The organism is Thalassospira lohafexi (assembly GCF_002844275.1).
In the GTDB taxonomy this organism is placed as follows: domain Bacteria; phylum Pseudomonadota; class Alphaproteobacteria; order Rhodospirillales; family Thalassospiraceae; genus Thalassospira; species Thalassospira lohafexi.
In genome coordinates this window covers 204577-230649 of record NZ_NXGX01000004.1, presented here as the reverse complement: position 1 = coordinate 230649, position 26073 = coordinate 204577, and the positions used below count along the sequence as shown (strand labels likewise).

The window sequence follows — 26073 nt, the reverse complement described above, 5'->3', positions numbered from 1 at the left end:
ACTTACGTGCCTCCGATCCCGCTTCCGCCATGGGGTTCGATGACGATATCGACCCGACGCGCCATTTCAAAGCGCGTATCTTCATCGACCGTTTCAGGAAGCTGGTCGTATCTTGATGCAGCAAATCCGTAAATATTTATGTAATCTGTGTAACCTGATTTTTTCAATTCGTTCGCAACAGCCGCAGCACGCGCCAGCGAAAGTTCCCAGTTTGACGCATAAACGCCCCGTCCGCTGAGCGGTCTGGGGTCCGTGTGCCCCTGCACACCGACACGGTTACCAATATTTCGCAAAACGCCGCCCAGCACAAAAAGCGCCTGCCGGGCCTTTTGGGTCATTTCCGAACTGCCACTGACAAACAGAAGATCACCCGGAAGTGAAATCACAAGTTTGTCGGCATCACGCGACATGCGTGCATCGCCAAGTACCGGGTTATCATCAATCGCATCATCAATAACCGCACTGAGATAATCAAGGTTCATTGCCGGTTTGCGATAAACGCGCGGAATGTTGAGGCTGGCCATCGGTTCGTCATTTTCTTCGCGCGGCGATGGTTTGATCGATTGCGACAAAGAATCGACAACCTCGTCCCAGCGGTCAATTTTGACTTTCGACATTGCAAACAGCATGACAAAGAACGTCAGCAGCAACGAGATCAAATCTGCCAGACTGAGCATCCAGACCGGTGGACCACTTCGAGTTTCGTGCTTTTTGAATTCTTCTTCAGCCATCAGCTCCCTCCCCCTGCCTGCGGTCCAAGCGGGATTGGTTGATTGACAGCAGGCTGGTTCCCCCCTGGAAGCGGGATGGTCATTCTTTGCGGTGCAAAGATACCGGTGTTCCCGTTTCCAGTTGGCGCGACGCCAGCAGGCGTTGCACTGCCATTTGCGCCATTTGGTGTATCGCTTTCACGCTCAATCGGCTGGGGTGGTTCTTTCGGCCCCAGGTTCCAGAAGAACCGGAAGGTCACGATAAATGGATCAGCGCCGGGATCAATACCCACAAAAAGATGATCCTGTGGTGCGCCAACGTCGATCAATTCACGGGCGAATGATCCAGCACGGGCGATTTGAAGGTTGTTTTCAATTTCGACCGTCCCCTTGGAGCCGACTTCACTGCCCATCACCATTTCCATTTCATAAGACGCATAGCCCTGATCATCGGCCAAAACCCTTGCCAGCTGATCCATGAACTCTGACTGACGTTCGCGAATGAGAATGGAATTGGGATCAAACAGCTGATCCACATGCATGATGACTTCCATCAATTTGCCGGGCTGGATGACCTGAACCCGAACAACTTTGATTGCCGTCTGGAAAAGATGTCCCAGCTTTTCCTGCATGTCCTCGGCCGCAACAACCGGACCTTCGATTGAGGTCACGGTCTGCAAGCTGGTCGTGGGGGGTAAAATAGACGCGAACGCAGAAGAAAGACTTTCCTGCACTTCGCGTGTTTTGACCTCTTCAAAGGTCGAAATGGTATTGAGCAGAATAAAGAACGCCAAAAGCAACAGATAGAGAGCGAGAAACAGCGCCACCGCACCATTCGCAGGAGGTGTTGGTGGTGTTGGTCCGTCGTCCTCTATCTCCGCCATATCAACGCCACTTAGTTAAACATCGCGTCAATGTCAGCCTGCGAAACGCCTTTGCCCTCAAGCTGCGGGCCATTCAAAAGTGATTCATCACCTTCTGGCTCTTTTTTGGTTTTCGGATTGGCTGCTGCGTATTTGGCAATTTCATCACCAAATGCCGCCACCAGTCCTTCAACACGTTCCTCAATGGATTTAAGAGCCTTAATGACCTTGGTCGTGCGCTGCCCTGTAATATCCTGGAAGTTACAAGCTTCGTAAACACGCATTGTTGCGCTGGTTACGAGCTCAGCCTGTTCGGCGGGCAACGTTCGAGCGAATTCTTCAAGTGCATCCATGGCATCAAGAATTTCATGGGTCGCCCCCGCTGTCGCATCCACAATCGCATCAAGTTCGTCTGTTGCGTTGGGAATGTATTCAGCCTTGATATCGTCCGGACGCAGCGACGCGATTTCCGACTTCATCTTGCGAATGATGCCTGAAAGCTCGTCAAGTTCACCAAACAGACGCTTCTGATCCCCGGTCGGCTTGTCACCCACAAAGCGTGACAGCTGATCCATCAGTTCAGAGAGTTGTTCAATCTTCAGATCATCCCCTTCGAGACGCTCGTGAAGATCATTCAACAATTGGCGTATTTCGTCCTTGGACGCTTTGGACATAACGGTATCGCGGGACTAATGTCCCGCGCCCCTGATCAGAAATCACCAATAACAGTCTTCATTTTACCCTTCAACGTCTCTGCGTTGAACGGTTTAACGATGTAATTGGATACACCTGCTTTTTTCGCCATGACCACATTTTCGGTCTTGGCTTCTGCCGTAATCATGATGAAGGGCAGGTCCTTCAACTTGGCGTCTGCACGGACTTCTTTAAGAAGCTGAAGGCCGGTCATCGGCTCCATATTCCAGTCAGAAATCACGAGGCTGCACGGAGCTTCACGCAACTTACGAAGCGCCATGCTACCATCGGTCGCTTCTTCGATATTCGTAAAGTTGAGCTGCCGCAGAAGGTTACGGATGATACGCAACATGGTTTTGTAATCATCCACAATCAGGATCGGCATATTCGGATCGACGGCCATTCACAACTCCATCAGCTATCTGATCTCTTACCCTTACCGCACGAAACGCGCATGTTGGTAAGGCCCCTAATAATCGTGATGTACATATTTAATAATGGTTAATCAAGGTTTTTGACCATTACCAGTTTGCGCCATCACATTGACTATACTCGAATAATTGCACGTTCCAACCTTTCAATGAAAAGGTGCAACGCAATATTAGTGCAAATTAAACTGCCATCTATTGCAACGGCAGCATGTTGATGTCCTGCTTATAAGCCAGCTCCGAGGTCAAGGCCCGCGCGCGGTCTGGTGTCATTTCTGACAACACGGCTGCGGTGTTTGCCTCGCGCATGCCCAGTGCGACCTGCAGCAAGATATTCATATCAAGATCATTCCAGATGCGGGCTGCATCCTTCGGTTTCATTTTTTCATAGACGCTGATCAACTTTTTGATCCGGTCGTCTTCCTGAACTTCCTTGGTCTCGACAAGCTTTTCAATCGCCGTTTTCAAGGATTTCATTTCGTCGATCTTGGCATCAATGCGGGCTTCTGCCGCGGCAATCAGGCTTTCACGTTCATCAAGGCGCTGTTCCTTACGGTCAAGTTCGCCGCGACGCACCGAAAGGTTCTGTAGCAGATCGATTTCTTCCTGCGTGAAAAGGGTCGGATCGCCGCCAAGTGTTGGCGGAACGTCGCCTTCTTCCATGGGTTCACCTTCCATGGTCAGGCCAGCCGGATTATCCAAGCCGGGATCCCCGGCATCCGGTGTTTCAGGCGGCGTTGCGGCCTCTTCGGTGGCAGGGGCCTGCGCCTGCGCCATCTGCACCATGCTCACACCTGTGTTTTCGGCGATTTCGGCTTTATCCGAACTTTCCGAGAACAGGTTGACCACCCGCATTGATAACACCATCAGGCCGACAAGAACGACCAAAGGCAGGATACGCACACCAGACATTTATTCACCTAAGCAATTTGGCATCTTGTGCCCATGCTCCTTCACGCTTGTTTTGTCTTTAATCTAACAGAATGACATCACACTCTTTAGATAAAAACGAATGTCATAATAACAAGTCCGGCAGCCCCGAACAGTGTTCGGCCCCCCCCCTATCGAACCGATCGCAATGCCGCAAGCAATTCGCGCTCTGCCTCGGAACGACCGGCGTCTTCATCCTGATCATAGACATCAGATGACATGCCACCGTTACCGGTTACTGAACCGCCATTGCCATAACCGCCTCTGGACCGGCCACCGTCATCATCATATCCACCGGCTGGTTTTCCCATCCGTGGTTCAGGGTCCTGGTCTTGGGCGTCACTGCGGCCACCGCGTTCCATATCGCGCACCATGCGGGCGGCTAATTCTTCGGCCCGTGTTTCCACGCCATATCCGTCGCGATCATCAATCACATCGTTGCGATCTTTGCCCGATGACGCCAAATCAGACACCCCGGCAGTGTGTTTGCCCGACGCGGCGTTACCCGATTTTGATGATGGGCTCGAACTGCTCGCAGAATTTCCACCCCGGCGCCCCGCGTTGACATCGCTTGCCGCTTTTTCAAGACGGTTGGCGATGCTTTCACCGCGATCCACCATAAAGGTCAGGTCTTCGTTAAGCGCCTCAGCCTTTTCGATATCTTCGCGCAGCTTTTCGCCGGAATCCTCTGCCATTTCCTTAAGCGCCCTGATCGAGGTTTCCGCGCGTTCGTTTGCGGCATTAAATGCTGTCAGGAAGTTCTGCATGTCTTCGCGGCTGCGCCGAAAAGCCGCCAATTTTCGGTTCAGGATCACGGCATAGATGATCGTTGCGATTAGCAAAACAATCATCACAAGATCCAGATAGAACGCGAAGTCCATTGGCTAATCTTCCTCGTTTATGCGCGCACGATCACGCACCTGGATCGCAATGCGGTCGCCTTTGCGCCCCATCATCCCTTTAAACAGCGGGACATCACCACAACGCACCTCAACTGGCGACGTCGGACTGGTATTAAGGATCAAACGGTTGCCAACCTCAAGGTTGATAACATCGCCCAGCGACATCACCTGCTCGTCGAGCACTGCCAACAAGTTGATATGGGTCTGCCAAAGCTCGTTTGCGAGGTGATTTTCCCAGATGGAATCGCGACCGAACTTCTCGCCCATGAACATTTGAAGCAGCAGTTCACGAACCGGCTCAAGTGTCGCATAGGGTATCAGAAGCTCAAGCCGACCACCGCGATCTTCCATATCGATGCGCAACTTGGCCACAATGGCCGCATTGGCATGACGGGCAATCGTTGCAAAACGCGGGTTGGTTTCCAGACGTTCAAACCGGAAGGTCACAGGGCTCAGCGGATCAAACGCGGCGGAAAGGTCGCCCAAGACCACATGGATCATGCGTTCGACAAGGTTGCGTTCAATTGTTGTATAAGGACGCCCTTCAATACGCATGGCAGCCGTACCACGGCGCCCGCCCAGCAGCACGTCAACGATGGAATAAATCAGGGCCGAGTCAACGGTCAAAAGACCATAGTTGTCCCATTCTTCCGCCTTGAACACACCCAGCATCGCCGGCAACGGGATCGAGTTAAGGTAATCCCCAAAACGCAGCGACAAGATGTTATCAAGCGACACTTCAACGTTGTCAGATGTGAAGTTACGAAGCGACGTCGACATCATACGTACGAGGCGGTCAAACACCACCTCAAGCATCGGCAGACGTTCATAGGCGACCATCGATGAATTGATGATGGCCTGAATGCCCGACTGATCACCCGCACCAGACCCATCATCAAAACCAAGCAGACTGTCAATTTCGTCCTGATTTAGGACACGCGCAGATGGCCCGCTGCTGACCGCGGTTTCATCGCCAGCATCATCCTCATCATCGTCGCCGAGCATGGATTCCCATTCGGCGGCCATATCCTCGCCGCCGTCGTCTCCACCCTCGTCATCACCACCGGCCATGGCTTCCCATTCGGCGGCGAGTGCATCATCATCTTCGTCTTCATCAGCCATCAGCAATTGGTTCCTGATTTTGGCATTCGGGCTGTTACAAGATTACTGTACCAGCATTTCCTTGAACAGAACGTCGTTAATTTTCGCTGGTTTCGCCGCCGCACTGACACGGATCAGCAATTCTTCACGCAGCCGGAACATGCCCTCGGACCCGGACAGGTCTTCGGGGCGTAATTCGCGAAGGTAAACCTGAAAGTTGTCGACAATACGCGGCATCATTTCTTCGACTTGCGGCAGCATTGCCTGATCGGCAACTTCAAGACTGACCCGGATTTTAAGGTAGCTCTGCTTGCCGCCCCCGGCATTCAGGTTGACCAGAATCTCGGGCAGATCGACAAAGCCAACATTCTCGGGAACACCCGGTGCGTCTTCGATCGAACTTTCTGAAATCACTTCTTCGGTCGGCGCGCTATCGCCGCCCGACAACATATCAATGACTGGCTGAAGCAACCCGGTGAAATAGGCTGCCGCAGCGCCGCCAAGCAAAAGCAGCACGATCAGAATGACAACGACCAGCATCTTTTTGCTGCGCCCACCGCCACCTTCGTCCATTTCGATTTCGTCGGCTTCTTCGCCCATTGGTTCGCAAATTCCTGCGTTCTGGATTTCTGACTTTCCATCCAGCAAACACTGTGCCGGATTAAAAGCCATAACGCTATCACGTTAAAAATCCGTTTCTCTTCTGATCATTAGCTCGTAACACTTGCCATTCACGACCGACAGTCAGAACTTGCCGGGTCAGGGCATCATACGCGCTCAATCTCTTACCAGCACACCTTCCTTACAGGATATGGCTTAAGAACTGCCATTTTTCGGTGGTTTTCTTTGTATTCTCAGTCTTCATAAAATTTTGCACAAGCAACTAAACCACGATTTAGCGTCATTGTGATTTGACGGCGTATCTTTGATTTGGTGCGGGTTTACGACCATACCATCACCCAAACCGGAAAACTTTTTCCGTCTTGCCAATGACACGCGGCACTTTCTGCAATTACCGCGATGATTGCGCCCGGCAACAAATGCCGGATCTAGTTTTTATCATTTTAAAACAATGCATTAATCATACTGGCATGCCGTTCGCATTTGTCTTGGGGAAATTCACAGCCTTAATCGGCCTATCTGCCCCAACTGGGAAGTCGACCATGGAAAACGTTTCATATATCGCTCTGTCGCGGCAAAAGACGCTCCGCAGCATGATGAACAACATTTCGCAGAACCTGGCGAACATGAACACGACCGGGTACAAAGAACAGCGGATGATGTTCACAGACTGGGTGGCCAAGAACAAGGATGCCCCATTCCGCGGCGAACGCGAAATTTCGCTGGTTCAGGACATCTCGCAGTATCGTGACACCACGGTCGGCAATATTGAACATACCAATAGCCCGCTCGACGTGGCATTGAGCCAACCAGACATGTTTTTTGCCGTCGAAACCCCGTCGGGCACACAGTATACCCGTTCGGGTAATTTCAACCTGGATCCGGGCGGGCAGCTTATCACCAATGATGGCTACCCTGTGTTGAGTGACGCTGGTCAACCTCTGTTCTTTAACGAAGCAGACGGGCAGATCGAAATCAAAGGCGACGGCACGATTTCCACGGACATTGGTCAGGTTGGCAAACTTCAGGTCGTCACCATCGACAACGTTCAGGAAATGAAAGTAACGGGCAACACCCTTTACCGCGCACCGGATAATGCAGATGGCAACCCGGACAATGCCGCAATGGAACTTGTCGAGAACCCCGGCATCGTTCAGGGCGCACTTGAAAAATCAAACGTCAATTCGATCGGGGCCATGACCCAGATGATTGACGTGCTTCGCACCTATCAATCCGTTACCCGTTCGCTCGAAAGCGAGAACGAACGGATGCGTAATATGATTAGCAAACTTGGCGATATTCGCGCCTAAGGGCTTGCGAACACGGCCTTGATTAAAATTTGGCGCACAGTCTGCGCAGACGAAGGAGACAAGAAATGCGGTCACTTGACATTGGCGCCCTAGGGATGCAGGCCCAATCCACCAACGTGGATGTAACCTCACACAACATCGCCAACATGACGACCACTGGCTATAAGCGCCAGCGTGCCGAATTTCAGGATTTGCTGTATCAGGACATGCGCCGCGCGGGGTCACCCTCGTCAGACACCGGCACGATTGTCCCGGTCGGCGTTCAGGTTGGCCTTGGTGTGAAAACGGCCGCAATTGGCCGTTACATGGGGCAAGGGTCCTTGAGCCTGACGGAAAACGAACTTGATATCGCCATTCAGGGCCGTGGCTATTTCCAGATCGACCTGCCCAGCGGTGAAACTGCGTATTCGCGCGATGGTACGTTAAAGCTCGATGCCAATGGTGCGCTGGTGACCAAGGATGGCTATGCCGTTCAACCGGGCATTACCGTTCCAGACAATGCAACTTCCGTCACGATCAACAGCAATGGCGAAGTATTTGCCGAGATTGATGGTCAGGTCGCGCTTCAGAACCTTGGCCAAATTCAGTTGGCCACCTTTATCAACCCACCGGGTCTTGATGCGTTGGGCGACAACCTGTTCCTTGAAACCGAAGCATCTGGTCAGGCGAATGCCGGTGCGCCGGGTGATGTTGGTTATGGTACGGTTTTGCAAGGTTACCTCGAAGCTTCGAACGTCAACGTGGTTCAGGAAATCACCAACTTGATCAAGGCACAGCGTGCCTATGAGATGAATTCCAAATCCATCTCCACCACAGATGAAATGATGAGCGCAGTCAGCAACCTACGTTAATCTCGCGTCCTGACTGATCGTAGCAAATTTACGCAGACCACGTTCTGACCGCACGTGTGTCTGCGTAAACTGTGTTTACGCCCTATATACAGTTCCGTGGTATAGTAGGCTCATGAAGACAAAGAAAATAATCCTCACGCTTGCGATTGCGTTTCTAGCACTCGGTTCTGGACTGGGGCCTGAGATTGCCTTTGCGCAGAGTTCGCAGAACGGACAAAGTGGCCTGTCTCGCAACAGTCAGCAGCTTGATGAAAACATCTTGCTCAAACCTGACGCACTGGTTGACGGGCAATATGTCACGCTTGGGGATCTATTTTCCGGGATCGACCCGCAACAGGCCGACATCTCCGTGGCCCATGCCCCGCAACCAGGTAAACAGGTTGTGCTTGATTATCGCTGGCTTTATGGCATCGCGCAGCGCCACAACATAAACTGGCGCCCACGCACGACGGCCGATCAAGTCATGATCACGCGCGCAAGCCAAGTTATCACCATGGAAGAAATTCAGGACGCTGTCGAAGATGCCCTGACGCAACACGGTGTTGAACGGCCTTTTACAGTCGATCTTTCGAGCGAGAATTTCCAGATCCACCTGCCCGTTGATGCCCAAACCACAGTTGACGTCACGGGTCTTGATATCAATAGCCGCACGAACCGCTTTGTCGCCAGCATTACGACTGGCGCACAAACCGCACAAAGACGCACATATCGCATCAGCGGCAAATATTACCCCCTTTCAAGCGTACCGGTACTGGTTGAACCCATCTCACGCGGTAGTATCATTCGGCCCGATCAGGTGGAATATCGTGATTTTCGTACAGAACGCGTTCCGTCCGGCGCAATCCGCGACATAAACGATTTGATTGGCAAGGAAGTGATCCGCCCTGCCAATCCGAATGAACCGCTTATGTTCCGTGATTTTACCAATCCCATCCTTGTTCGACGCGGTGCACTGGTCATCATTCGCCTCGTGACGGCCAACATGTCACTGACAGCACGTGGTAAAGCATTGGAAAATGGATCAAAGGGTGACGTCATCCGGGTCGTAAACCAAACAAGCAACAAAACCGTTCAGGTGGAAGTCGTCGGCGAAAATGACGTTCGCGCATTGCCAGCCATGTCCCAATAAACCAGAAACAACCTGAGCCGGATACGTTTGGCACCTAATATACCGAACAAGACCAAAGACATGGCTGAAATCAGTCTCTCCTCAGCTCCACGCACGGCATCAATTTCCCAAAGGCGAACCTTCAAACTGGCACGCTGCTTGCGTAATGTTTGGCAGGAACCCAGGAGGACGACATGCCCGGAAAAAATACACACATATCATGGCGGCGTATCGCGCTTGTCTCAGGAATGATCGGCGCGACAGCCTTACTTTCTGGCTGCAACGCGATGAAACGCCTTTCTGAAGTTGGCGAACCGCCAAAACTGTCATCTATCGACAACCCGACCCAGTCAGAAGCCTATCGACCGGTCAGCCTGCCGATGCCTGCCCCGCAGGTTGCGGAAAGCAACCCGAACTCCCTGTGGCGGTCAGGTGCACGGTCATTCTTCAAGGACCAGCGCGCCAGTCAGGTCGGTGACATCCTTACCGTGGTTGTCGATATGGCCGACAGTGCAGCCTTTGCCAACACCACAAGCCGTTCGCGCACCAACAGCGAAGATCTTGCAGTGCCCAACCTGTTTGGCCTTGAAGCCGAAATGACCAAGGTCTTGCCCGAAGCGATTGACCCTTCGTCCATGTTTGACATGGATAGCGCCACGTCAAACCGTGGTGCAGGCTCATTGGATCGAAACGAAGATATCAACCTTCGTGTCGCCGCCCTTGTCATTCAGGTTCTGCCGAACGGGAACTATGTCATTCACGGCCGTCAGGAAATCCGCGTCAACAGCGAAGTCCGCGAAGTCCAGATTGCGGGCGTGATCCGGGCGGCTGATATCAGTTCGGCCAATGAAGTCGGCTACGACAAGATTGCTGAAGCTCGTATTTCCTATGGCGGACGCGGGACGATTTCCGATGTTCAGCAGCCGCGCTACGGCAGCGAAGTACTTGACATCATTCTGCCATTCTAACCGACAGACATTGATTGGTGGCCTGCTCCGTTCTGGGTTCCCGCAGACCGCACAAGCCCTCCTCAAAAGACCACCTTCGGGTGGTCTTTTTTCGCCCGAAGACCACTATCGTAACTTGGTTTTGTAAGTTGAAAACTTGGCTGATTGTCTGAAACGAGAAAAGCCCGGCCATAAAGACCGGGCTTTTTGATTTTGGTTATCCCTAACCAGTAATCTCCCACAAGGCCATGACGTTGCATGGCATGGACCGGCATTCGCACGGTCCTTTATCTTTTTTATCACCCGGCGCGATCAATCGTCGCGACGTGTGCGCTCCATCCGTTCGTGACGTTCCTGGGCTTCGATGCTCAGGGTCGCAATTGGACGAGCTTCAAGTCTTTTCAAACTGATCGGTTCTTCGGTTTCTTCACAGTAACCATAAGATCCGTCTTCAATTCGACGCAAAGCAGCATCAATTTTTGAAATCAGCTTGCGCGCCCTGTCACGAGTACGAAGCTCAAGTGACCGATCGGTTTCCGCAGATGCGCGGTCACTCAGATCAGCTTCTTGAAGCCCGCCATCTTGCAGGTTCGCTAATGTTTCAGATGATTCATGCAGAAGTTCTGCCCGCCAGGTCAGAAGTTTCTGACGGAAATATTCGCGCTGACGCGGGTTCATGAATTCTTCGTCCTCAGCAGGACGATAGTCTGGTGGCAGAGTGATAGTCATGTATGCCCTCTATACAGGACTGTTCGATCGCGCGGCAATATAGATGCAGCACGCCAACGGTGCAAGATGATTGAACAAATAAATATGAATGAATACGCATAGCCCCAGAACTCTGGGGTTCTCAGGTGCGACACACAGGAAATTTCAGACTTAAATCAGCCCGGAAACTTCCAGTTTGGCCAGTTCGACCCGTGCACGCAGATCAATCTCGTCGAGTACGGCGGAAAGTTCCGGATCGTCAATATTTTCACGTTGCTGATCAAGTAACCCAACCAACTGCTGCAAACGCGCACCAGACAAGGCCCCACTTAAAAGCCCGTCACGCACGGCCTCAAGCTGTTCAAGCACGCTTTTGGCGCGCAATACGCCTGCTTTTTTGGGCGAATCAAGTGCATCACCACTTTGCTGAAGTGCGAGGAGCGCATCCAGTGCACTAACACCACTAGCACCATGAACGCTTCCCGCACCGCTGGCTTCTCCGCCAGAATCGAGCGAACGCATGGCATCTGCAAAACCGCCACCACCAGACGTGCCAGACGCCTTTTTACGCGTCGCCCCGCTCGTACCGGCAGCCTTGGAACCGCTAACCTTCATGACCCGTGCCTGTCCTGTCTGTGGTAATATCTTGCATTTAACGCCTTATGACGTTTGGGTTCCAAACTGCTATATTCTTCCAGAATAAAACCCACGCCTCGATACGTTATATATGTATGAGATAGAGTCTCCCTCAATCTGGGAAACCGCGCAACGGGAAAAAAATGCCGAGTGGCTAAAACGGCTCCGCACTTTTGGTCCCCATATCTAAAAACAGTCGTGATTTTCGCCCGATAAACTCGGCAAAGACGACAGCTTGCAGGTCAAGCCCGCACAAAGCGGTAGTTGGCACGATTTTCGCAAAACAGCTTACAAACGCGATTAACATGATCGATCGCACCATTTGTTGGATGCCAAGGCATCCCAAGTCGAAGCGGAACAAACAGTATGATCACAGGTCTTGGCAACATAGCACGCAAAGCGACGATCGCCGTCGCGCTGGGTATGCTCGCCCTGACGCAGATGGCCCCGGCCCATGCTCAGTCGCGCATCAAGGATATCGCCGATTTCGAAGGCGTCCGTGACAACATGCTGGTTGGTTATGGCCTTGTGGTCGGCTTGAACGGTACCGGCGATGATCTGGGCGATGCAGAATTTACCCGCCAAAGCATGGTCGCCATGCTCGAGCGCCTTGGGATCAACGTCCGCGATCAGATCGAAGATATTGACTCTGATAATATTGCCGCCGTCATGGTAACCGCAACACTGCCCCCCTTTTCCCGTCAGGGATCACGCATTGATGTCAGCATCAGTGCCATCGGCACCTCTGAAAGTCTTCAGGGCGGTACATTACTGGTAACCCCGATGGTTGGTGCAGACGGTGAAGTTTATGCCGTCGCCCAGGGCAACCTTGCAGTTGGCGGTTTCTCGGCTGGTGGCAACGCAGAAACAGTTGTCAAAGGCGTCCCAACGTCCGCACGGATCGCCAGCGGCGGCATTGTCGAACGTGAAATCGATTTCAATCTCAACTCCATGCAAGACATGTCTGTTGTTCTGCGAAATCCGGATTTCACCACCGCACGTCGCGTTTCAGATGCCATCAATGCTTATTTGGGCCAGGTTGCAGCACGCGCCAGCGATCCGGGCACTGTTCGCCTGGTCATCCCTGACAGCTACAATCAGGATGTCGTTGCACTGTTGACCGATATCGAACAGCTGCGTGTTGAGCCAGATCAGATCGCCCGCGTGGTGATTGACGAAAATACCGGCACAATTGTGATGGGCGAGAATGTCCGCATTAACCGGGTCGCTATTGCGCAAGGCAATCTGACCATTCGTGTTACCGAAACTCCTCAGGTTTCACAGCCTTCTCCATTTTCTCAAGGCGGGAATACAGAGGTTGTAGACCGCACCAATATTGAGGTCGATGAAGGCGAAGACAACCAGCTTGGTGTCCTCAATAGCGGCGTTAGCCTGCAGGAACTGGTTAATGGCCTTAATAGCCTTGGTGTCGGACCACGCGATATGATCACCATTCTTCAGGCAATTAAAACGTCGGGTGCCCTTCAGGCTGAAATCGAGGTGATGTGATGATGGCTGATAGCTCCACGGCCCTTATGGCTCAGGCACAAGCAAGTGCACAGAACGGCGCTCAGAACAATATCTCGGCACGCGTAAACTCGCTGACCGATGGCCATATTAAATCCAAAGAAGAAGCCATCAAGTCCGGCAAAGAATTTGAATCCATGTTTCTTGGCCAAATGCTCAATCATATGTTCTCGGGCATCGAAACCAACGAAATGTTTGGTGGTGGCCATGGTGAAACGATGATGCGTTCCATGCTGGTCGAACAATATGCCCAAGAGATGACCCGTGCAGGTGGCATCGGAATTGCAGATGCTGTCACACGTGAAATCCTTAAGATCCAGGAGGGGTGAAAAAATGACCACTCAAGAGTTGATTGCAGAACTTAAAAGCGTGACATACGACCTGATGTCCCTACTGGAACGTGAAACCACGGGCCTTCGGACCATCGCACGCGATGAATACGAGCAGTTCCTGTCGGAAAAATCTGCCCTGTCGATGCAATACGAACAGATCGTCGTTAAATTGCGCGCGCGCGGCGAAGAACTTCGGGAACTGCCCGAAGAAGAACGCACGGAACTGCGCGATCTTCAGGCCGATTTTCAAGAGACCGCCCGACGCAATATGACCGTGCTTCAGGCCGCCAAGGCAACCAACGAACGCGTGGTGCAGGCCATTGTCCGTGCGGTAAACGATAAATCCAAAGACGACTGCACGACCTATAACCGCTCAGCTCAGGCCAGCAAGGCATCAATTGGCGGATATGGTCGGACCATCAACAAGACTGGTGGTTCATTCAGCGTCAATGAAACGCTTTAAGGTTAAAGGCAAACATCATGTCACTAACCCAGGCTCTTAACACAGCGATCTCAGGCCTTAACACGGCGCAAGCTCGTATTGCGATTACGTCTTCGAACATCTCGAACGTAAACACCCCGGGCTATTCAAAAAAGATCGCCGGACAGGAAACCCTTACCCTTGATGGTCAAGGCGCTGGTTCACAGGTTGCTGATATCTATCGCAACGTGAACGAGGGCCTGGTGCGTGAAATGCGTGGAGAACTGGGTAAAGCCGGCCGCGAAGAAGTCCGCTATGAATTCTTCCAGCGTATCCAGACCCTGTTTGGCACCCCGCAGTCAGATGCCGCCATCAGCCAACGCATTAATGACCTGGCAGATGCATTTGAACAACTCGGCGTTACCCCCGATCAGAACTCGCCGCGCGTCGAAGCGATCGAGAGCGCCCTTCAAGTCATGGAATCGTTCGAGAAGCTGTCAACCCAGCTTCAGGACATGCGTGATGATATTGACGATCAGATCACCGATGAGGTCGACAACGCCAACACGCTTCTGAGTGAAATCTCCGAGCTCAATACCGGCATTGTACGCCTCAACAACCTTGACCAGCCGACGACCGAACTTGAAGATCAGCGTGATCAGAAGCTGAACAAGTTGTCCAAAATCATCGACGTCACGACGTTCAGTCGGAATGATGGTTCGATCGTAATCTATTCGGCTAATGGCGCGAACACGCTACTGGACCGCACGCCGAATAACCTGTCCTTCACCCAAACCGCAGGCTTCGAACCCGGTACAGGTGGGTCCGGCATATCACTCAATGGTGCAGATATCACTGATACGCTGCGCACAGGCACACTGAAGGGCCTGTTTGATATGCGCGATTCGGAAATTCCCGCCCTGAACGACCAGATCAATGAACTGGCAGGCGAATTGCGCGACGCGATTAACGAAGAACATAACAAAGGCACGGCATTCCCACCGCCGACCAACCTTTCAGGTAACCGTATGGTCGCCGCCAGTGACCCTTTGACCGCAACTGGGGCATTTCGGGTCGCAGCACTTGATGACGATGGTCAACTTGTCGCCGCTGACAGCTGGTCCGACATTACGCTGCCGACAACCCCGGCAACAGTGCAAGGCATCATTGACGCCATTAATGGTTCCGACGCCGGTGGTTACCTCACGGCGTCTCTGATTGACAATCAACTCGTGATCGAAGGATCCGACGGCAACCGTGTCGCAATCAATGAACTTGATGGACAAATCACGACCAGTGATGGTCGCGAGCAAGGTTTTTCACATTATTTTGGTCTGAATGACTTTGTCGCCACAGTCAAACGTTCCGATACGATGACGTCATCGGCACAAAGCAGCTCTACCACAGCCCTGAATGCAACTGCGAGCTCCTTCACTATCTCTGCCGGATCAGGCGTTCTGGCTGGTGGAATCACGGTGAACTATGCCGCAACAGATTCACTTGAAGATGTGCGTGACAATATCCGTACTGCTCTTCAGGGGGCAGGCATGACGGTTGCTGCCTCAGAAGAAGCAGCCTTCATCATTGAAGATGGCAACAGATACCGCCTTGTACTTGATTACACATCCAACATGACGATCACGGATGCAGGTACACTCACTGGTAAAATCGGCATGACCGAAGACCAGCCGACTCTCGCTGGTAACATGGACGTATCTGCCGCCATCCAAAACGACCCATCGCGTATTGTGCGCGGCCAGATGAATGCCGATACCTATGAAACGTCAACCGCGGTCGTAGACAACGCTGCGGCCATCCCAAACCTTGGTCCGCTGGTGCCACCGCCGCTTAACTACACTTTGACTGTCAGCGGAGACTTCACCGACGTCAACATTGATTATGACAGCACGACATCGCTTGACGATATCGCCAATGCAATCAACAACAGCGCAACACTGACCGATAACAACATCACTGCAAGTGTCGTATTTAACAGTCAACTTGGCGGTTACACGCTAAGCGTTAAAGATGCCGACGGCGACCCCTTCTACTTCAGCGATAGTGGGCTACCCAATGCAGATAGCCTTACCACCGTCCTAGGCTTGGGGATTGGCTTTGGCGTTCACGAAGGCGACAACACTTCCGCTCTAGCGCTAAGCAACACCTTTGAACGCTCCGACATCCAGTTTGAAGCCGCTGGCGGCCTCTCTGGAGAACGCACCTCGTTGACCGATTTTGCTGCTGGTATTGTTGCCACTACGGCAACCAAGGCATCCGTATCGCAAGGTGGTTATGAATTCCAGTCAAACCTGGTGACTGACTTGAGCACACGCATACAGAACGAAGCGGGCGTTAACCTTGACGAAGAGATGTCAGATCTTATCATCTTCCAGCGCGCCTACACCGCATCAGCCCAAGTCATAACGACGGTTGATGAAATGTTTGATGCATTGCTCAGAGCAGTTTAAACTGCGAGTTAGAAAAGTGAGGCTCTCATGGTAACCCGCGTCGCAACATATACGAACCATACATTGCTTTCGGATCTCGCGCTCCGAAACGCAGCGCGCGTAACTGATCTGCAAAACCAAGCATCGAGCGGTTATAAATCACGCGACTATTCGGGCATTGCCGACAGCACCCAGCGCCTCCTTAATCTTGAGGGTGAGTATACCCGCACAGAACAGTATTTGCGCAACACGACGCAAGCTAAGCTGCGTCTTCAAAGCATGGAAACAGCTGTCGACAGCATGATAACCATTGCGACGCAAATGAAGACGCTTCTTATTCAAGCAAGTTCTGCTCTACAGGGCGACGACGTTAATATTCGCGGACAGGCTCGTCAGGCCATGGAGCAAGTCGCCAACTTGCTCAATACTAACCTTGACGGCCGGTATCTGTTTGCCGGTGGCCGCTCTGAAGAACCGGCTGTTGATCTTGATAAGATTTATGCGCCAGATAACTATATCAGCGACGCCGATGTTACTCTGACGGATGCAACCACGCTAACCTCGCTCGGCATTACTTCGGGGCAAATTCAGATTGTTAGTACAGATGTCGATGGCAACAGCGTCACTACAACTGTCAATTATAATGCCGCAACCGATGATATTGGAGACCTGCGTGACGCAATCAACAGCGTAACGACCAATGGCGCGATTGCGTCCATGCGTGGCTTGGGCGGTGAAGGAGATCCACGCCTAAATATCGAAAATGTTGGAAATGGGTCGATCACCATCTCAGAAAGCGGTGTTGGCAACCTTCTTACGGTTCTGGGAATGGAAAAAATCCCCAATCCGCGGGAAGATGCAGATTATTATGACGGCGACCAACTCATCCTCAATGCGCGCGTTGATGATCAATATGAGGTGTCTTATGGTATTCTGGCCGACAATCCTGCATTCAAGAAATTGATCCAAGGACTTGGCGTTGCCGCCGGAACCGAAGATGAAGATGCTCTTGTCGTCGCGATTGGTTTTATTTCCGACGCAATTGATAATCTGCCTAACGTACAGGGACAGATTGGTCTTGATATCTCCAATATTGAACGCTTCGAAGCACGCCACGAAGACTTTAAAGTTTTTGCCGCGCAGGCGATTTCTGACATTGAAACCGTTGACGTACCGTTGACCCTTGCTGAGTTGTCTCAGCATGAGACGGCACTCCAGGCAAGTTTCATTTCGATTTCGCGTGCTGCAGATTTATCATTGGCTAACTATTTGCGTTGATTATCTAATATAATAATTTGTATCTTTAACTGTTTTGCCTGTTCAATCACTTGCCAGTTGCACAGCTAAAACATTGGACCGTCGGAGTAAAGCGGGCATGGAAACCGAAAACGTTGCCGAGACTGAAACCCCTGAATTCGTGACTGTAGAAACACGATTCGGCGATATCGAATTCAGCTGGGAAAAAGGCATTTACATGCCTGTTGGCCTACTTGGCTTCCCGGAACATCATGTCTTTGGGCTTGCCAATATCCCGAACAGTTCGCTTGATCAGTTCAAGCTTTATCAAAGCCTGACAGATGCCAACCTGTCCTTCATCGTCGCACCATACAATATGGAAAGCGAAGTTTATGACGATAAGGATTTGATGATAGCGCATAAAAGCTTGGCTATTAATTCCGACGACATGGCCATTTTAATGGTCGTCACCATTCGTAGTGCACCGGATGGCAAAGGCATCAGGCTGTCCACCAACGTGCGTGCGCCAATTCTCGTTGATACAGGTCGTCAAGTAGCATGGCAACACGTCATGGGCAATGACCGCTACCCTGTACAAATGGACCTTTAAAAAGACTAGGCACCAAATGAACAGAAGTGAACGTCGTCGCAACGAAAAAAAGTCCACGTCAGGTTCTTCGAAACTATCGGCACGTTCCCTTCGTGCGAGTATGCCAGCACCATCTGTTGAGATACAGCAGCTTATTGCCGCAGGAAAACAGCACCATTCTAGCGGCAACCTTTCGAAGGCGCTGGAGGTGTACAAGCATATTCTGGCAATTGACCCCAAACAGCCGACGGCGCTGTACTTGGCAGGTATCGCACTTCATCAAGCTGGGCAACATGCCAAAGCAATCGAATGCTTGCAGGGTTCACTTTCGATTTTTCCCGACAACCCTGAAGCATATAACAACTTAGGTGTGGTTTTTAACACAACTGGTAATACTGCTGCGGCTGAAGAATGCTATCGTCGCGCCATAGCGTTGAAACCCGAATATGCTGCTGCCTATAAAAATCTTGGCGCGCTCCTTGCGTCCGCAGACAAACTTGACGCGGGACTTGAATGCTACCGCAAAACGGTAAGCATTGCACCAAACCACGCCGAGGGCCTCAAGGCTATTGGCGAAATTCTTATCAAACAGCAGAAATACGATCATGCACTTGAGAGCTTTCTAAAAGCCCGGGCAATAAGCCCGACGGACGCGGATATCCTGACATCAACAGGCATCGCTCTGCAATATCTGTCACGCCATCAGGAAGCCCTCAAACTGCACAGTCAGGCCGTTAACTTTCAGCCAGATAACGATCGCCATTGGGACGCTTTTCGCGACTGTGTCGCTGGCATGTCCTTTTCCGGTACGAGTGACGGCCTGGAACAATCATTGCTTGCACTTCTCGACAAGCAAGACATGTCGCCCGCCAGCCTGATGTTCCCAATTATCAGCGCCTTAAGGCATCGCAGTGAATTTTCGCGCCTTCTCGACAATGCTGATAAAGCAATCGTTGAAGACTTTCCAATTCAAGACGATATAAAGATTCTTAGCCAAATAACGCTTTTCATGCGCTTGATGACAAAGGTTCCGGTAGCAGATTTACGTATAGAAAGGCTGCTGACCAATCTAAGACGCGCCCTACTTGCTCGTGCATGTTGCGGCGAACACAACGATCAAGAAATAAACTTCATATCGGTATTGGCGCAGCAATGTTTTATCAATGAGTACGCCTACGCTGTCGATGCGAAAGAACAAGAACATCTGAAGAATTTGAAACAGAAGGTCGAAGGTCTTTTTGCCCAAGGAAAAGCTGTTTCCAAAGACCTGTGGTTGCTGATTGCGTGCTATGAACCGCTCAACACCATGCCATGGAAGTCGCAAATCCCGCAGACTAAAGATAACGATGAGGGCGCGGCTGTGTATCGCCTTCAGATCACAGAACCTGAGACCGAAAAGACATTACGCAAGTCAATTCCTCAGATAGCCGATATTGAGGACGCAACCTCTCAAAACGTTCGAGCTCAGTATGAGGAAAACCCTTATCCACGCTGGATTCACACTTCGCATCTAACTCCCAAACCGGTAAAGGACGTGCTTTGCGCGCCGCCGCTTTCATTCAAACTCGATGATTACACTGCACCTGAGAATCCAGAGACACTCGTTGCAGGATGTGGGACCGGCCAGCATGCAATTCAGGCCGCATCACGATTTGTAAACACAAAGGTAACTGCCGTTGATTTAAGTCTTGGCAGCCTTTCCTATGCGCTGCGTAAAACACGTGAAGCCGGGATCAAAAATCTTGAATACATACAGGGTGACATTCTCAAACTTGACAAGATTGGCAAACAATTCGACATGATCGAATGTGGTGGTGTTCTGCACCATATGGCGGATCCGCTGGCAGGATGGAAAGTTCTGGTCGACCTCCTGCGTGATGGCGGATTGATGAAAATCGGGCTTTACAGTGAAAAAGGCCGACCCGACATCATCGCTGCCCGTAAGTTTATTGAGCAAGGTGGCTATGGATCTTCTGCCGAAGAAATGCGTCGATGTCGGCAGGATATCATTGCCGCCGCAGAAAAAGGCGACCCGCAACTCATACAGCTTTGCATGCGCGGTGACTTTTACAGCCTGAGTCCTTGCAGAGACTTGATCTTTCATGTTCAAGAGCATCGTTTTACAATTCCTGAAATTGCAAGCGCCCTCGACAAACTAGGGTTGGAGTTCCTGGGATTTGAAACACCTACGCCACAAACACTGATCCAGTTCCGGAAAGAAAACCCGAATTGCCCGGAAAGCCTTCAACTTGATCGATGGTGCCGCTTTGAGGAACGTTTCCCTGACACGTTCAGGGGCATGTACCAGTTTTGGTGTCGCAAACCTGCTAGGTAACATTTGCCTGCTTGCGGGATAAAGGCAGGCTGTAGATGCCAGCAGGGCATAGAAACAAAACATTAGACAACCCTAACACGTCAACAAATACAACCTCCACAACACGCATGACGCAAACTGGCACATCTATTGAATGATTAACTGGCAAATACTATACTTCGCTCGGGATGACTTCCTGAGCAACGGGCTTGAGCAGCATTCCTAAGTAATTGCAAAGCCCAGTGAAACACCGGTGAATTGTGTAAACTCGCCGCACGCAACCAACGTAGGAATAGAAAGATGGCTCTTAATATTATTTCCAACTATGCCGCCAACGTTGCTCACCGTAACCTGAGCAATTCTGACGAAATGGCAACCCGTTCACTTTCGAAGCTTTCATCAGGTACACGCGTTGTTTCCGCACGCGACGATGCTGCTTCGATGGCAATTGGGGCCCGCCTGAATTCGCAGGTTGAGGCGCTCAAGACTGCAACGGTCAACGTCGGCCAGGCAAATTCCATGCTTCAAATCGCCGATGGCGGCATGTCAACCATCAACGATATTCTGACCCGCATGAAGACACTGGCCGTACAGGCAGCCTCTGACAACCTGTCCTCCACAGAACGTGGCTTTCTGGATGATGAGTTTCAGGCACTTGACCAAGAAGTCAGCCGTGTAGCAGACTCAACCTCTTTCAATGGTGTTCAACTGCTTTCCGGACAGACAACGTTCGGCGTTGATCCTGCTGCAGTTGGTACGAACATTGAAGCTGCTGATGGTTTCGCTGCCTTTACTATTAATAGCGATGCAGGCTTGGTCGCCGCCGACACGATTTCGATCACCTTCGACAATGCTACTAACATTATGACCCTCACCAATACGAACCAGGCGAACTTCTCGCAGTCAGTTGATCTGGATGATATTGGCGTTACAGCATTGACTGGCGCCCAAACTGCAGATGTCGAGTTCGGGTCGCTTGGTATCACCCTTACGCTGAACTCGGCGTTTGCGTTCGGCACCGACATTACTGCCAACAACACCTTTGATGTTGCGGCACAGACCGGTCCTGCGTCCCTGACCTATCAGATTGGTTCCGGCAATAATGCAGCAGTTGACCGCCTCACCTTCAACCTGACCTCGGTGAGCTCTGCAGCACTTGGTGTTGCAGCCCTTCAGGTTGACACACTTGCCAACGCTCAGGCGGCCATTACCGGTGTTGATACAGCAATTGACACATTGCAGACGGCACGTTCAAACGTCGGCGTCGGGCAGAACCGTCTTGATTTCGCGGCCAAAAATCTGGCGTCCTCACAGGAAAACAACGAGGCAGCTCGATCAACATTGCTTGACCTTGACGTTGCATCGGAGATGACCCAATTCACCTCCAAGCAGATCCTCGTTCAGTCTGGCGTGGCCATGCTGGCTCAGGCGAACCAGATGCCTCAGAACCTGCTGCGTCTTCTACAGGGCTAACCGCCACCACAAGCGTTCTCTTTCGAACAATTATCAAAGAAGGGCTCTCGCGGGCCCTTCTTTACTTTTACCTGCATAGATAGATAGACATATAATTGGGGACAATATTAAGCGATCATGCGTCGATCAAATCGATTCGCGAATCTGATGAAAATGAACTAAATAGCTGTAATTCAAACAGCAACATTGAACCAAGACGTGATGCTCGAAGCACAGAACCCGAACTAACGCGCTGTTTTTATTAATTAATTTTTTATTCACTTTTTGCTAGACAACAAAACCATACATACGTATATTTCAACGTAGAAACAAACCCGTTTCCATGTGATCAGGAAGATCTTTTTGGAAACAGTTCTGGTAATGTTGCCAGTCCTCGAACGGCAGTAAGCTGTTCCGAGCTATCCATGTAGGAGAAATACAATGGCTCTTAATATCATTTCCAACTATGCCGCTAACGTTGCTCACCGTAACCTGAGCAATTCTGACGAAATGGCAACCCGTTCGCTGACCAAACTTTCGTCAGGTACCCGCGTTGTTTCCGCACGCGACGATGCCGCTTCGATGGCAATCGGTGCACGTCTTAACTCACAGGTAGAAGCGCTCAAGACTGCCACGGTTAACGTTGGTCAGGCAAACTCCATGCTTCAGATCGCCGATGGCGGCATGTCGACCATCAACGATGTCCTGACTCGTATGAAAACACTGGCCGTACAAGCAGCATCTGACAACTTGTCGACCACCGAGCGTGGCTTCCTTGATGACGAGTTCCAGGCGCTTGACGCCGAGGTTTCGCGTGTTGCTGACTCAACCTCCTTCAACGGCATTCAGCTGCTTTCTGGCCAGACCACCTTTGGTGTGGACCCTGCTGCAGTTGGTACAAACATCGAAGCCGCTGATGGTATCGCTGCATTTAAAATCAACAGTGATGCTGGTCTTGTTGCAGCTGACACGATTTCGATCACGTTTGACAACGCTACCAACACCATGACCTTGACCAATACGAACCAGGCGAACTTCTCGCAGTCGGTTGATCTGGATGATATCGGTGTTACGGCTTTGGCCGGTGCGCAAACTGCGGATGTTGAATTCGGGTCGCTTGGTATCACCCTTACGCTGAACTCGGCGTTTGCGTTCGGTACCGATATTACCGCCAACAACACCTTTGATGTTGCGGCACAGACCGGTCCTGCGTCCCTGACCTATCAGATTGGTTCCGGCAACAATGCTGCAGTTGACCGTCTTACCTTCAACCTGACCTCGGTCAGCTCTGCTGCACTTGGTGTTGCAGCCCTTCAGGTTGACACACTTGCCAACGCTCAGGCGGCCATTGCAGGTCTTGATACCGCGATTGATACACTTCAGACTGCACGTTCTAACGTGGGTGTGGGTCAGAACCGTCTTGATTTCGCAGCCAAAAACTTGGCCTCGTCACAGGAAAACAACGAGGCAGCTCGTTCGACACTGATGGATCTTGATGTTGCTGCGGAAATGACCAAGTTCACTTCCAAGCAGATTCTGGTTCAGTCCGGCGTGGCTATGCTGGCTCAGGCGAACCAGATGCCTCAGAACCTGCTGCGTCTCTTGCAGTAATCCGGATATCCGAGTTGGGATGAGGGTTAACCCTCATCCCATATCCGGTTTATCCTTTGCCCCAGGATGGCATAGGAGGGTCAAATGGAACTTGTTAGCACATATACTTCAAGCACCACTCAGAGCAATAGCTCTTCTGTTAAGGCTCCTTCTGCGCCGACGAGCAATGCTCCAAAACAACTTGATCTGGCAGCCGTACGGCCTCAGACCACTGACAATGGCCCAGCTTCAAAGTTTCAGCAGGCTCTTGCCAACCTTGATATTCCGGAAATTGCAAACAACGATGCGCGTGTTGAATTGAATTTCAATCAAGACACCGGACGCGTCGTGGCAAAAATCACAGATCGCGCCAGCGGTGAAATCCTGCGCGAACTTCCGTCCAAAGAACTGCAGCAGCTGTTTTCCCAGATGCGTGAATACCTCGGCAGTGTTGTGGACGAAGAAATTTAATAAGGTGATTGGGCACCAGTCGGCACGCTTCTTGCTCTAACCAATTGGTTGATGGAAATGCAAGCTTACAGCGAAGCCTACTGATAGCGCCCAGGGAGCTAAACCAATGAGTAGCTTAAACCTAAATAACATTTATGTCGGCGAAAATGGTCGCGTACAGCTATCTGGTGGGTCTTCGAATATCGACTTTGTCGATACCGTTGACCAGATGATTGCAGCACGTCGTATTCCGGCAGACAATCTTGAATCTCGTATTGAGAAAAATGACGAAAAGCTTGTCGCGCTCAAAGAGCTGCAGACGCTTATCGGAACACTTAAGGACTCGATGGCAAACCTTTATGGTGCCACGAGCTATGACAATTCCAAAAATATCTTCGAATCGAAGCAAATCTTTGCCTCTTCCGACGGTTCGACTGCAGCATCTCTGATCGGTGTTACTGCAACAAATGCTGCCGAGTCCGGTAGCTACACCTTCGAAATTGATCAGATTGCCAGCAATCACAAGCTTTCAAGTGACACGCAGGCTGTGGCGGCAGGCGCTGACGTTACCGGCCTTACCGGAACGGGTGAATTTACCATTACGGGTGGTACCGGCAGTGCCAGCATTACAGTAAATGCTGGTGATACGCTTCAGGATATTCGAGACAAAATCAACAATGCCAAGGATAACACCGGCGTACAGGCGTCTGTAATCAAAGTTTCCGCTACCGAAAGTACAATCATCTTCACGTCAACTGAAGAAGGTGTCGCCAATCGTATGTCCTTTAGCGACGATACGGGTTCGGTTCTTCAGAGTCTTGGCGTTTTGACTGATGCAACCACCATCGATGCAGCAAATGTCATTGATGATGGCAATGATGCGTTGATCAAGCTTGACGGCATTTCAGTAACCCGTGGATCAAATGAATTTTCCGATCTGATAGATGGCCTATCTATAAGCCTGTACGATGCAGAACCTGGAACAACGGTGACCATTGGCATTGAGCAGGACCTTAATCAGGCCAAAACAGCCATCCTTGATTTTGTCGAAGCTTATAATGCAGTTCAATCCTTTGTGAACGAAAAAACATTTGTCGATACGTCTACAGGAAAGGCATCTGACGATGCGATATTGCTGGGCAACTCCTCAGTCAAAAGTATTGAAGCCGCATTGCAACAGATTGCTGGCTCATTCGCTGACGGCGTAACCGACCGACCGGGCAAAGACGATTATACTGTGCTTGCGGAAATTGGAATCGATTTCGTTAGCTATGGTGCAAATGCAGATCCGACACTTTCGAAAACGCTGGAAATTGACGAAACCGCTTTAAACGCAGCACTTCTGAACAATCCAGGCGAAGTGATGGACTTATTCCTATTCCGGGGCAAGTCGGATAATTCTGACGTCAGCATGACCAGTTTTAGTGGCAAGACAAGTGCCGCAACGTACGAATTTACCATTGATGCATCTGCTGGTGACATCAACAGTGTCACCTATGACAAGACGGTCAATGGCGTTACAACGTTTGGTAATGTTGCAACGATCAATAGTGGATCAAGCTTTACAACCGAAGACGGCCTTAAGTTGTTTTACGGTGGTGACAAAATGGCTGCAGACACTGCAACCATTACCACCAGCAAGGGTTTGGGATCTCAGTTCTTCTTTGAACTTGATTCCATTCTTGACGACGAAAACGGGCTTTTGTCTCAGGAAATCTCGGAAATCGAGACGCAAAATACATCTTATGGCGACAAGGTTGATAGGATTGACGAACGCCTCGCCGGACAGCGAGAAGTCCTTATGGATAAGTTCATTGCGATGGAATCTGCCCTTGCGCGAATGAAGAACATTCAGAGTTCTCTCGATGAGTTGATGGCTGCAGGCAAAGAAAAGAGTTAACTTTTGT

At 51.1% G+C, this 26073-nt stretch carries 25 protein-coding genes; 15 read left to right on the top strand and 10 right to left on the bottom strand.

The genetic code is table 11. From position 1 onward, the window contains the following. Positions 1–2: 2 nt before the first annotated feature. From COO92_RS10885 to COO92_RS10850, 8 genes are all read right to left on the bottom strand, one after another. Positions 3–731, bottom strand: a complete 729-nt coding sequence (locus COO92_RS10885; RefSeq protein WP_022731887.1) for an OmpA/MotB family protein — start codon at positions 729–731, stop codon at positions 3–5. Continuing rightward, entirely contained in the window at positions 731–1594 is an 864-nt protein-coding gene (locus COO92_RS10880) for a flagellar motor protein MotB (RefSeq protein ID WP_101302066.1), read from the bottom strand. Before COO92_RS10880 ends, COO92_RS10885 begins: the two co-directional genes overlap by 1 nt. An 11-nt stretch (positions 1595–1605) precedes the next feature. Then, positions 1606–2247 carry a protein phosphatase CheZ gene (locus COO92_RS10875; protein WP_101302064.1) on the bottom strand — a complete coding sequence of 214 codons (642 nt, stop codon included), beginning with the start codon at positions 2245–2247 and terminating at the stop codon, positions 1606–1608. A gap of 35 nt (positions 2248–2282) precedes the next feature. Next, on the bottom strand, positions 2283–2669 hold the full coding sequence (locus COO92_RS10870) for a response regulator (protein WP_022731884.1): 387 nt from the start codon (positions 2667–2669) through the stop codon (positions 2283–2285). Positions 2670–2889: 220 nt separating this feature from the next. Then, complete coding sequence (locus COO92_RS10865; protein WP_101302062.1) at positions 2890–3606, bottom strand: MotE family protein; 717 nt, start codon at positions 3604–3606, stop codon at positions 2890–2892. A gap of 149 nt (positions 3607–3755) precedes the next feature. Beyond that, complete coding sequence (locus COO92_RS10860) at positions 3756–4505, bottom strand: DUF6468 domain-containing protein (RefSeq protein ID WP_101302060.1); 750 nt, start codon at positions 4503–4505, stop codon at positions 3756–3758. Between the two features lie 3 nt (positions 4506–4508). Next, the gene (fliM, locus tag COO92_RS10855; RefSeq protein ID WP_101302059.1) at positions 4509–5648 is read right to left on the bottom strand and encodes a flagellar motor switch protein FliM; all 1140 of its coding nucleotides are present in this window, start codon (positions 5646–5648) and stop codon (positions 4509–4511) included. A gap of 42 nt (positions 5649–5690) precedes the next feature. Next, positions 5691–6227: a flagellar basal body-associated FliL family protein gene (locus tag COO92_RS10850; protein WP_022731880.1), complete on the bottom strand. Its 537-nt coding sequence runs from the start codon at positions 6225–6227 to the stop codon at positions 5691–5693. A gap of 563 nt (positions 6228–6790) precedes the next feature. On the opposite strand from COO92_RS10850, the gene COO92_RS10845 reads away from it, so the two are divergent. The 4 genes from COO92_RS10845 to flgH all read left to right on the top strand — a co-directional run bounded on the left by COO92_RS10845 (position 6791) and on the right by flgH (position 10485). Then, positions 6791–7558 carry a flagellar hook-basal body complex protein gene (locus tag COO92_RS10845; RefSeq protein WP_101302057.1) on the top strand — a complete coding sequence of 256 codons (768 nt, stop codon included), beginning with the start codon at positions 6791–6793 and terminating at the stop codon, positions 7556–7558. Positions 7559–7623: 65 nt separating this feature from the next. Then, entirely contained in the window at positions 7624–8409 is a 786-nt protein-coding gene (gene flgG / locus COO92_RS10840) for a flagellar basal-body rod protein FlgG (protein WP_101302055.1), read from the top strand. A gap of 112 nt (positions 8410–8521) precedes the next feature. After that, entirely contained in the window at positions 8522–9538 is a 1017-nt protein-coding gene (gene flgA, locus COO92_RS10835) for a flagellar basal body P-ring formation chaperone FlgA (protein ID WP_101302054.1), read from the top strand. Between the two features lie 173 nt (positions 9539–9711). Further along, entirely contained in the window at positions 9712–10485 is a 774-nt protein-coding gene (gene flgH, locus COO92_RS10830; protein WP_101302052.1) for a flagellar basal body L-ring protein FlgH, read from the top strand. 291 nt (positions 10486–10776) lie between these two features. Here flgH and dksA read toward each other — a convergent pair whose 3' ends face one another. Both dksA and COO92_RS10815 read right to left on the bottom strand, forming a co-directional pair. Beyond that, positions 10777–11193: an RNA polymerase-binding protein DksA gene (dksA, locus tag COO92_RS10820; protein ID WP_022731875.1), complete on the bottom strand. Its 417-nt coding sequence runs from the start codon at positions 11191–11193 to the stop codon at positions 10777–10779. A gap of 150 nt (positions 11194–11343) precedes the next feature. Then, complete coding sequence (locus COO92_RS10815) at positions 11344–11787, bottom strand: flagellar assembly protein FliX (protein WP_101302049.1); 444 nt, start codon at positions 11785–11787, stop codon at positions 11344–11346. 387 nt (positions 11788–12174) lie between these two features. Here COO92_RS10815 and COO92_RS10810 point away from each other — a divergent pair, with 387 nt between their 5' ends. The 11 genes from COO92_RS10810 (at position 12175) to fliD (ending at position 26066) form a co-directional block, all read left to right on the top strand. Next, on the top strand, positions 12175–13317 hold the full coding sequence (locus COO92_RS10810) for a flagellar basal body P-ring protein FlgI (protein ID WP_022731873.1): 1143 nt from the start codon (positions 12175–12177) through the stop codon (positions 13315–13317). Between the two features lie 2 nt (positions 13318–13319). After that, positions 13320–13664, top strand: coding sequence for a rod-binding protein (locus COO92_RS10805; RefSeq protein WP_240626403.1), 345 nt, complete (start codon positions 13320–13322; stop codon positions 13662–13664). Between the two features lie 4 nt (positions 13665–13668). Further along, positions 13669–14130: a hypothetical protein gene (locus COO92_RS10800; RefSeq protein ID WP_101302045.1), complete on the top strand. Its 462-nt coding sequence runs from the start codon at positions 13669–13671 to the stop codon at positions 14128–14130. 17 nt (positions 14131–14147) lie between these two features. Next, positions 14148–16556, top strand: coding sequence for a flagellar hook-associated protein FlgK (gene flgK, locus COO92_RS10795; RefSeq protein WP_101302044.1), 2409 nt, complete (start codon positions 14148–14150; stop codon positions 16554–16556). A gap of 27 nt (positions 16557–16583) precedes the next feature. After that, the gene (locus tag COO92_RS10790; protein WP_101302042.1) at positions 16584–17813 is read left to right on the top strand and encodes a flagellin N-terminal helical domain-containing protein; all 1230 of its coding nucleotides are present in this window, start codon (positions 16584–16586) and stop codon (positions 17811–17813) included. A gap of 97 nt (positions 17814–17910) precedes the next feature. Then, entirely contained in the window at positions 17911–18381 is a 471-nt protein-coding gene (fliW, locus tag COO92_RS10785) for a flagellar assembly protein FliW (RefSeq protein WP_022731868.1), read from the top strand. A gap of 16 nt (positions 18382–18397) precedes the next feature. Continuing rightward, on the top strand, positions 18398–20695 hold the full coding sequence (locus COO92_RS10780) for a class I SAM-dependent methyltransferase (protein WP_165792324.1): 2298 nt from the start codon (positions 18398–18400) through the stop codon (positions 20693–20695). Between the two features lie 237 nt (positions 20696–20932). Then, a complete protein-coding gene (locus tag COO92_RS10775) occupies positions 20933–22147 on the top strand; it encodes a flagellin N-terminal helical domain-containing protein (protein ID WP_309471163.1) in 1215 nt (404 codons plus the stop codon). Between the two features lie 420 nt (positions 22148–22567). After that, on the top strand, positions 22568–23737 hold the full coding sequence (locus COO92_RS10770; protein WP_022731865.1) for a flagellin N-terminal helical domain-containing protein: 1170 nt from the start codon (positions 22568–22570) through the stop codon (positions 23735–23737). Positions 23738–23821: 84 nt separating this feature from the next. Beyond that, positions 23822–24187, top strand: a complete 366-nt coding sequence (locus COO92_RS10765) for a flagellar protein FlaG (protein WP_022731864.1) — start codon at positions 23822–23824, stop codon at positions 24185–24187. A gap of 106 nt (positions 24188–24293) precedes the next feature. Further along, positions 24294–26066, top strand: a complete 1773-nt coding sequence (fliD, locus tag COO92_RS10760) for a flagellar filament capping protein FliD (protein ID WP_101302039.1) — start codon at positions 24294–24296, stop codon at positions 26064–26066. The last annotated feature ends 7 nt before the right edge of the window (positions 26067–26073 follow it).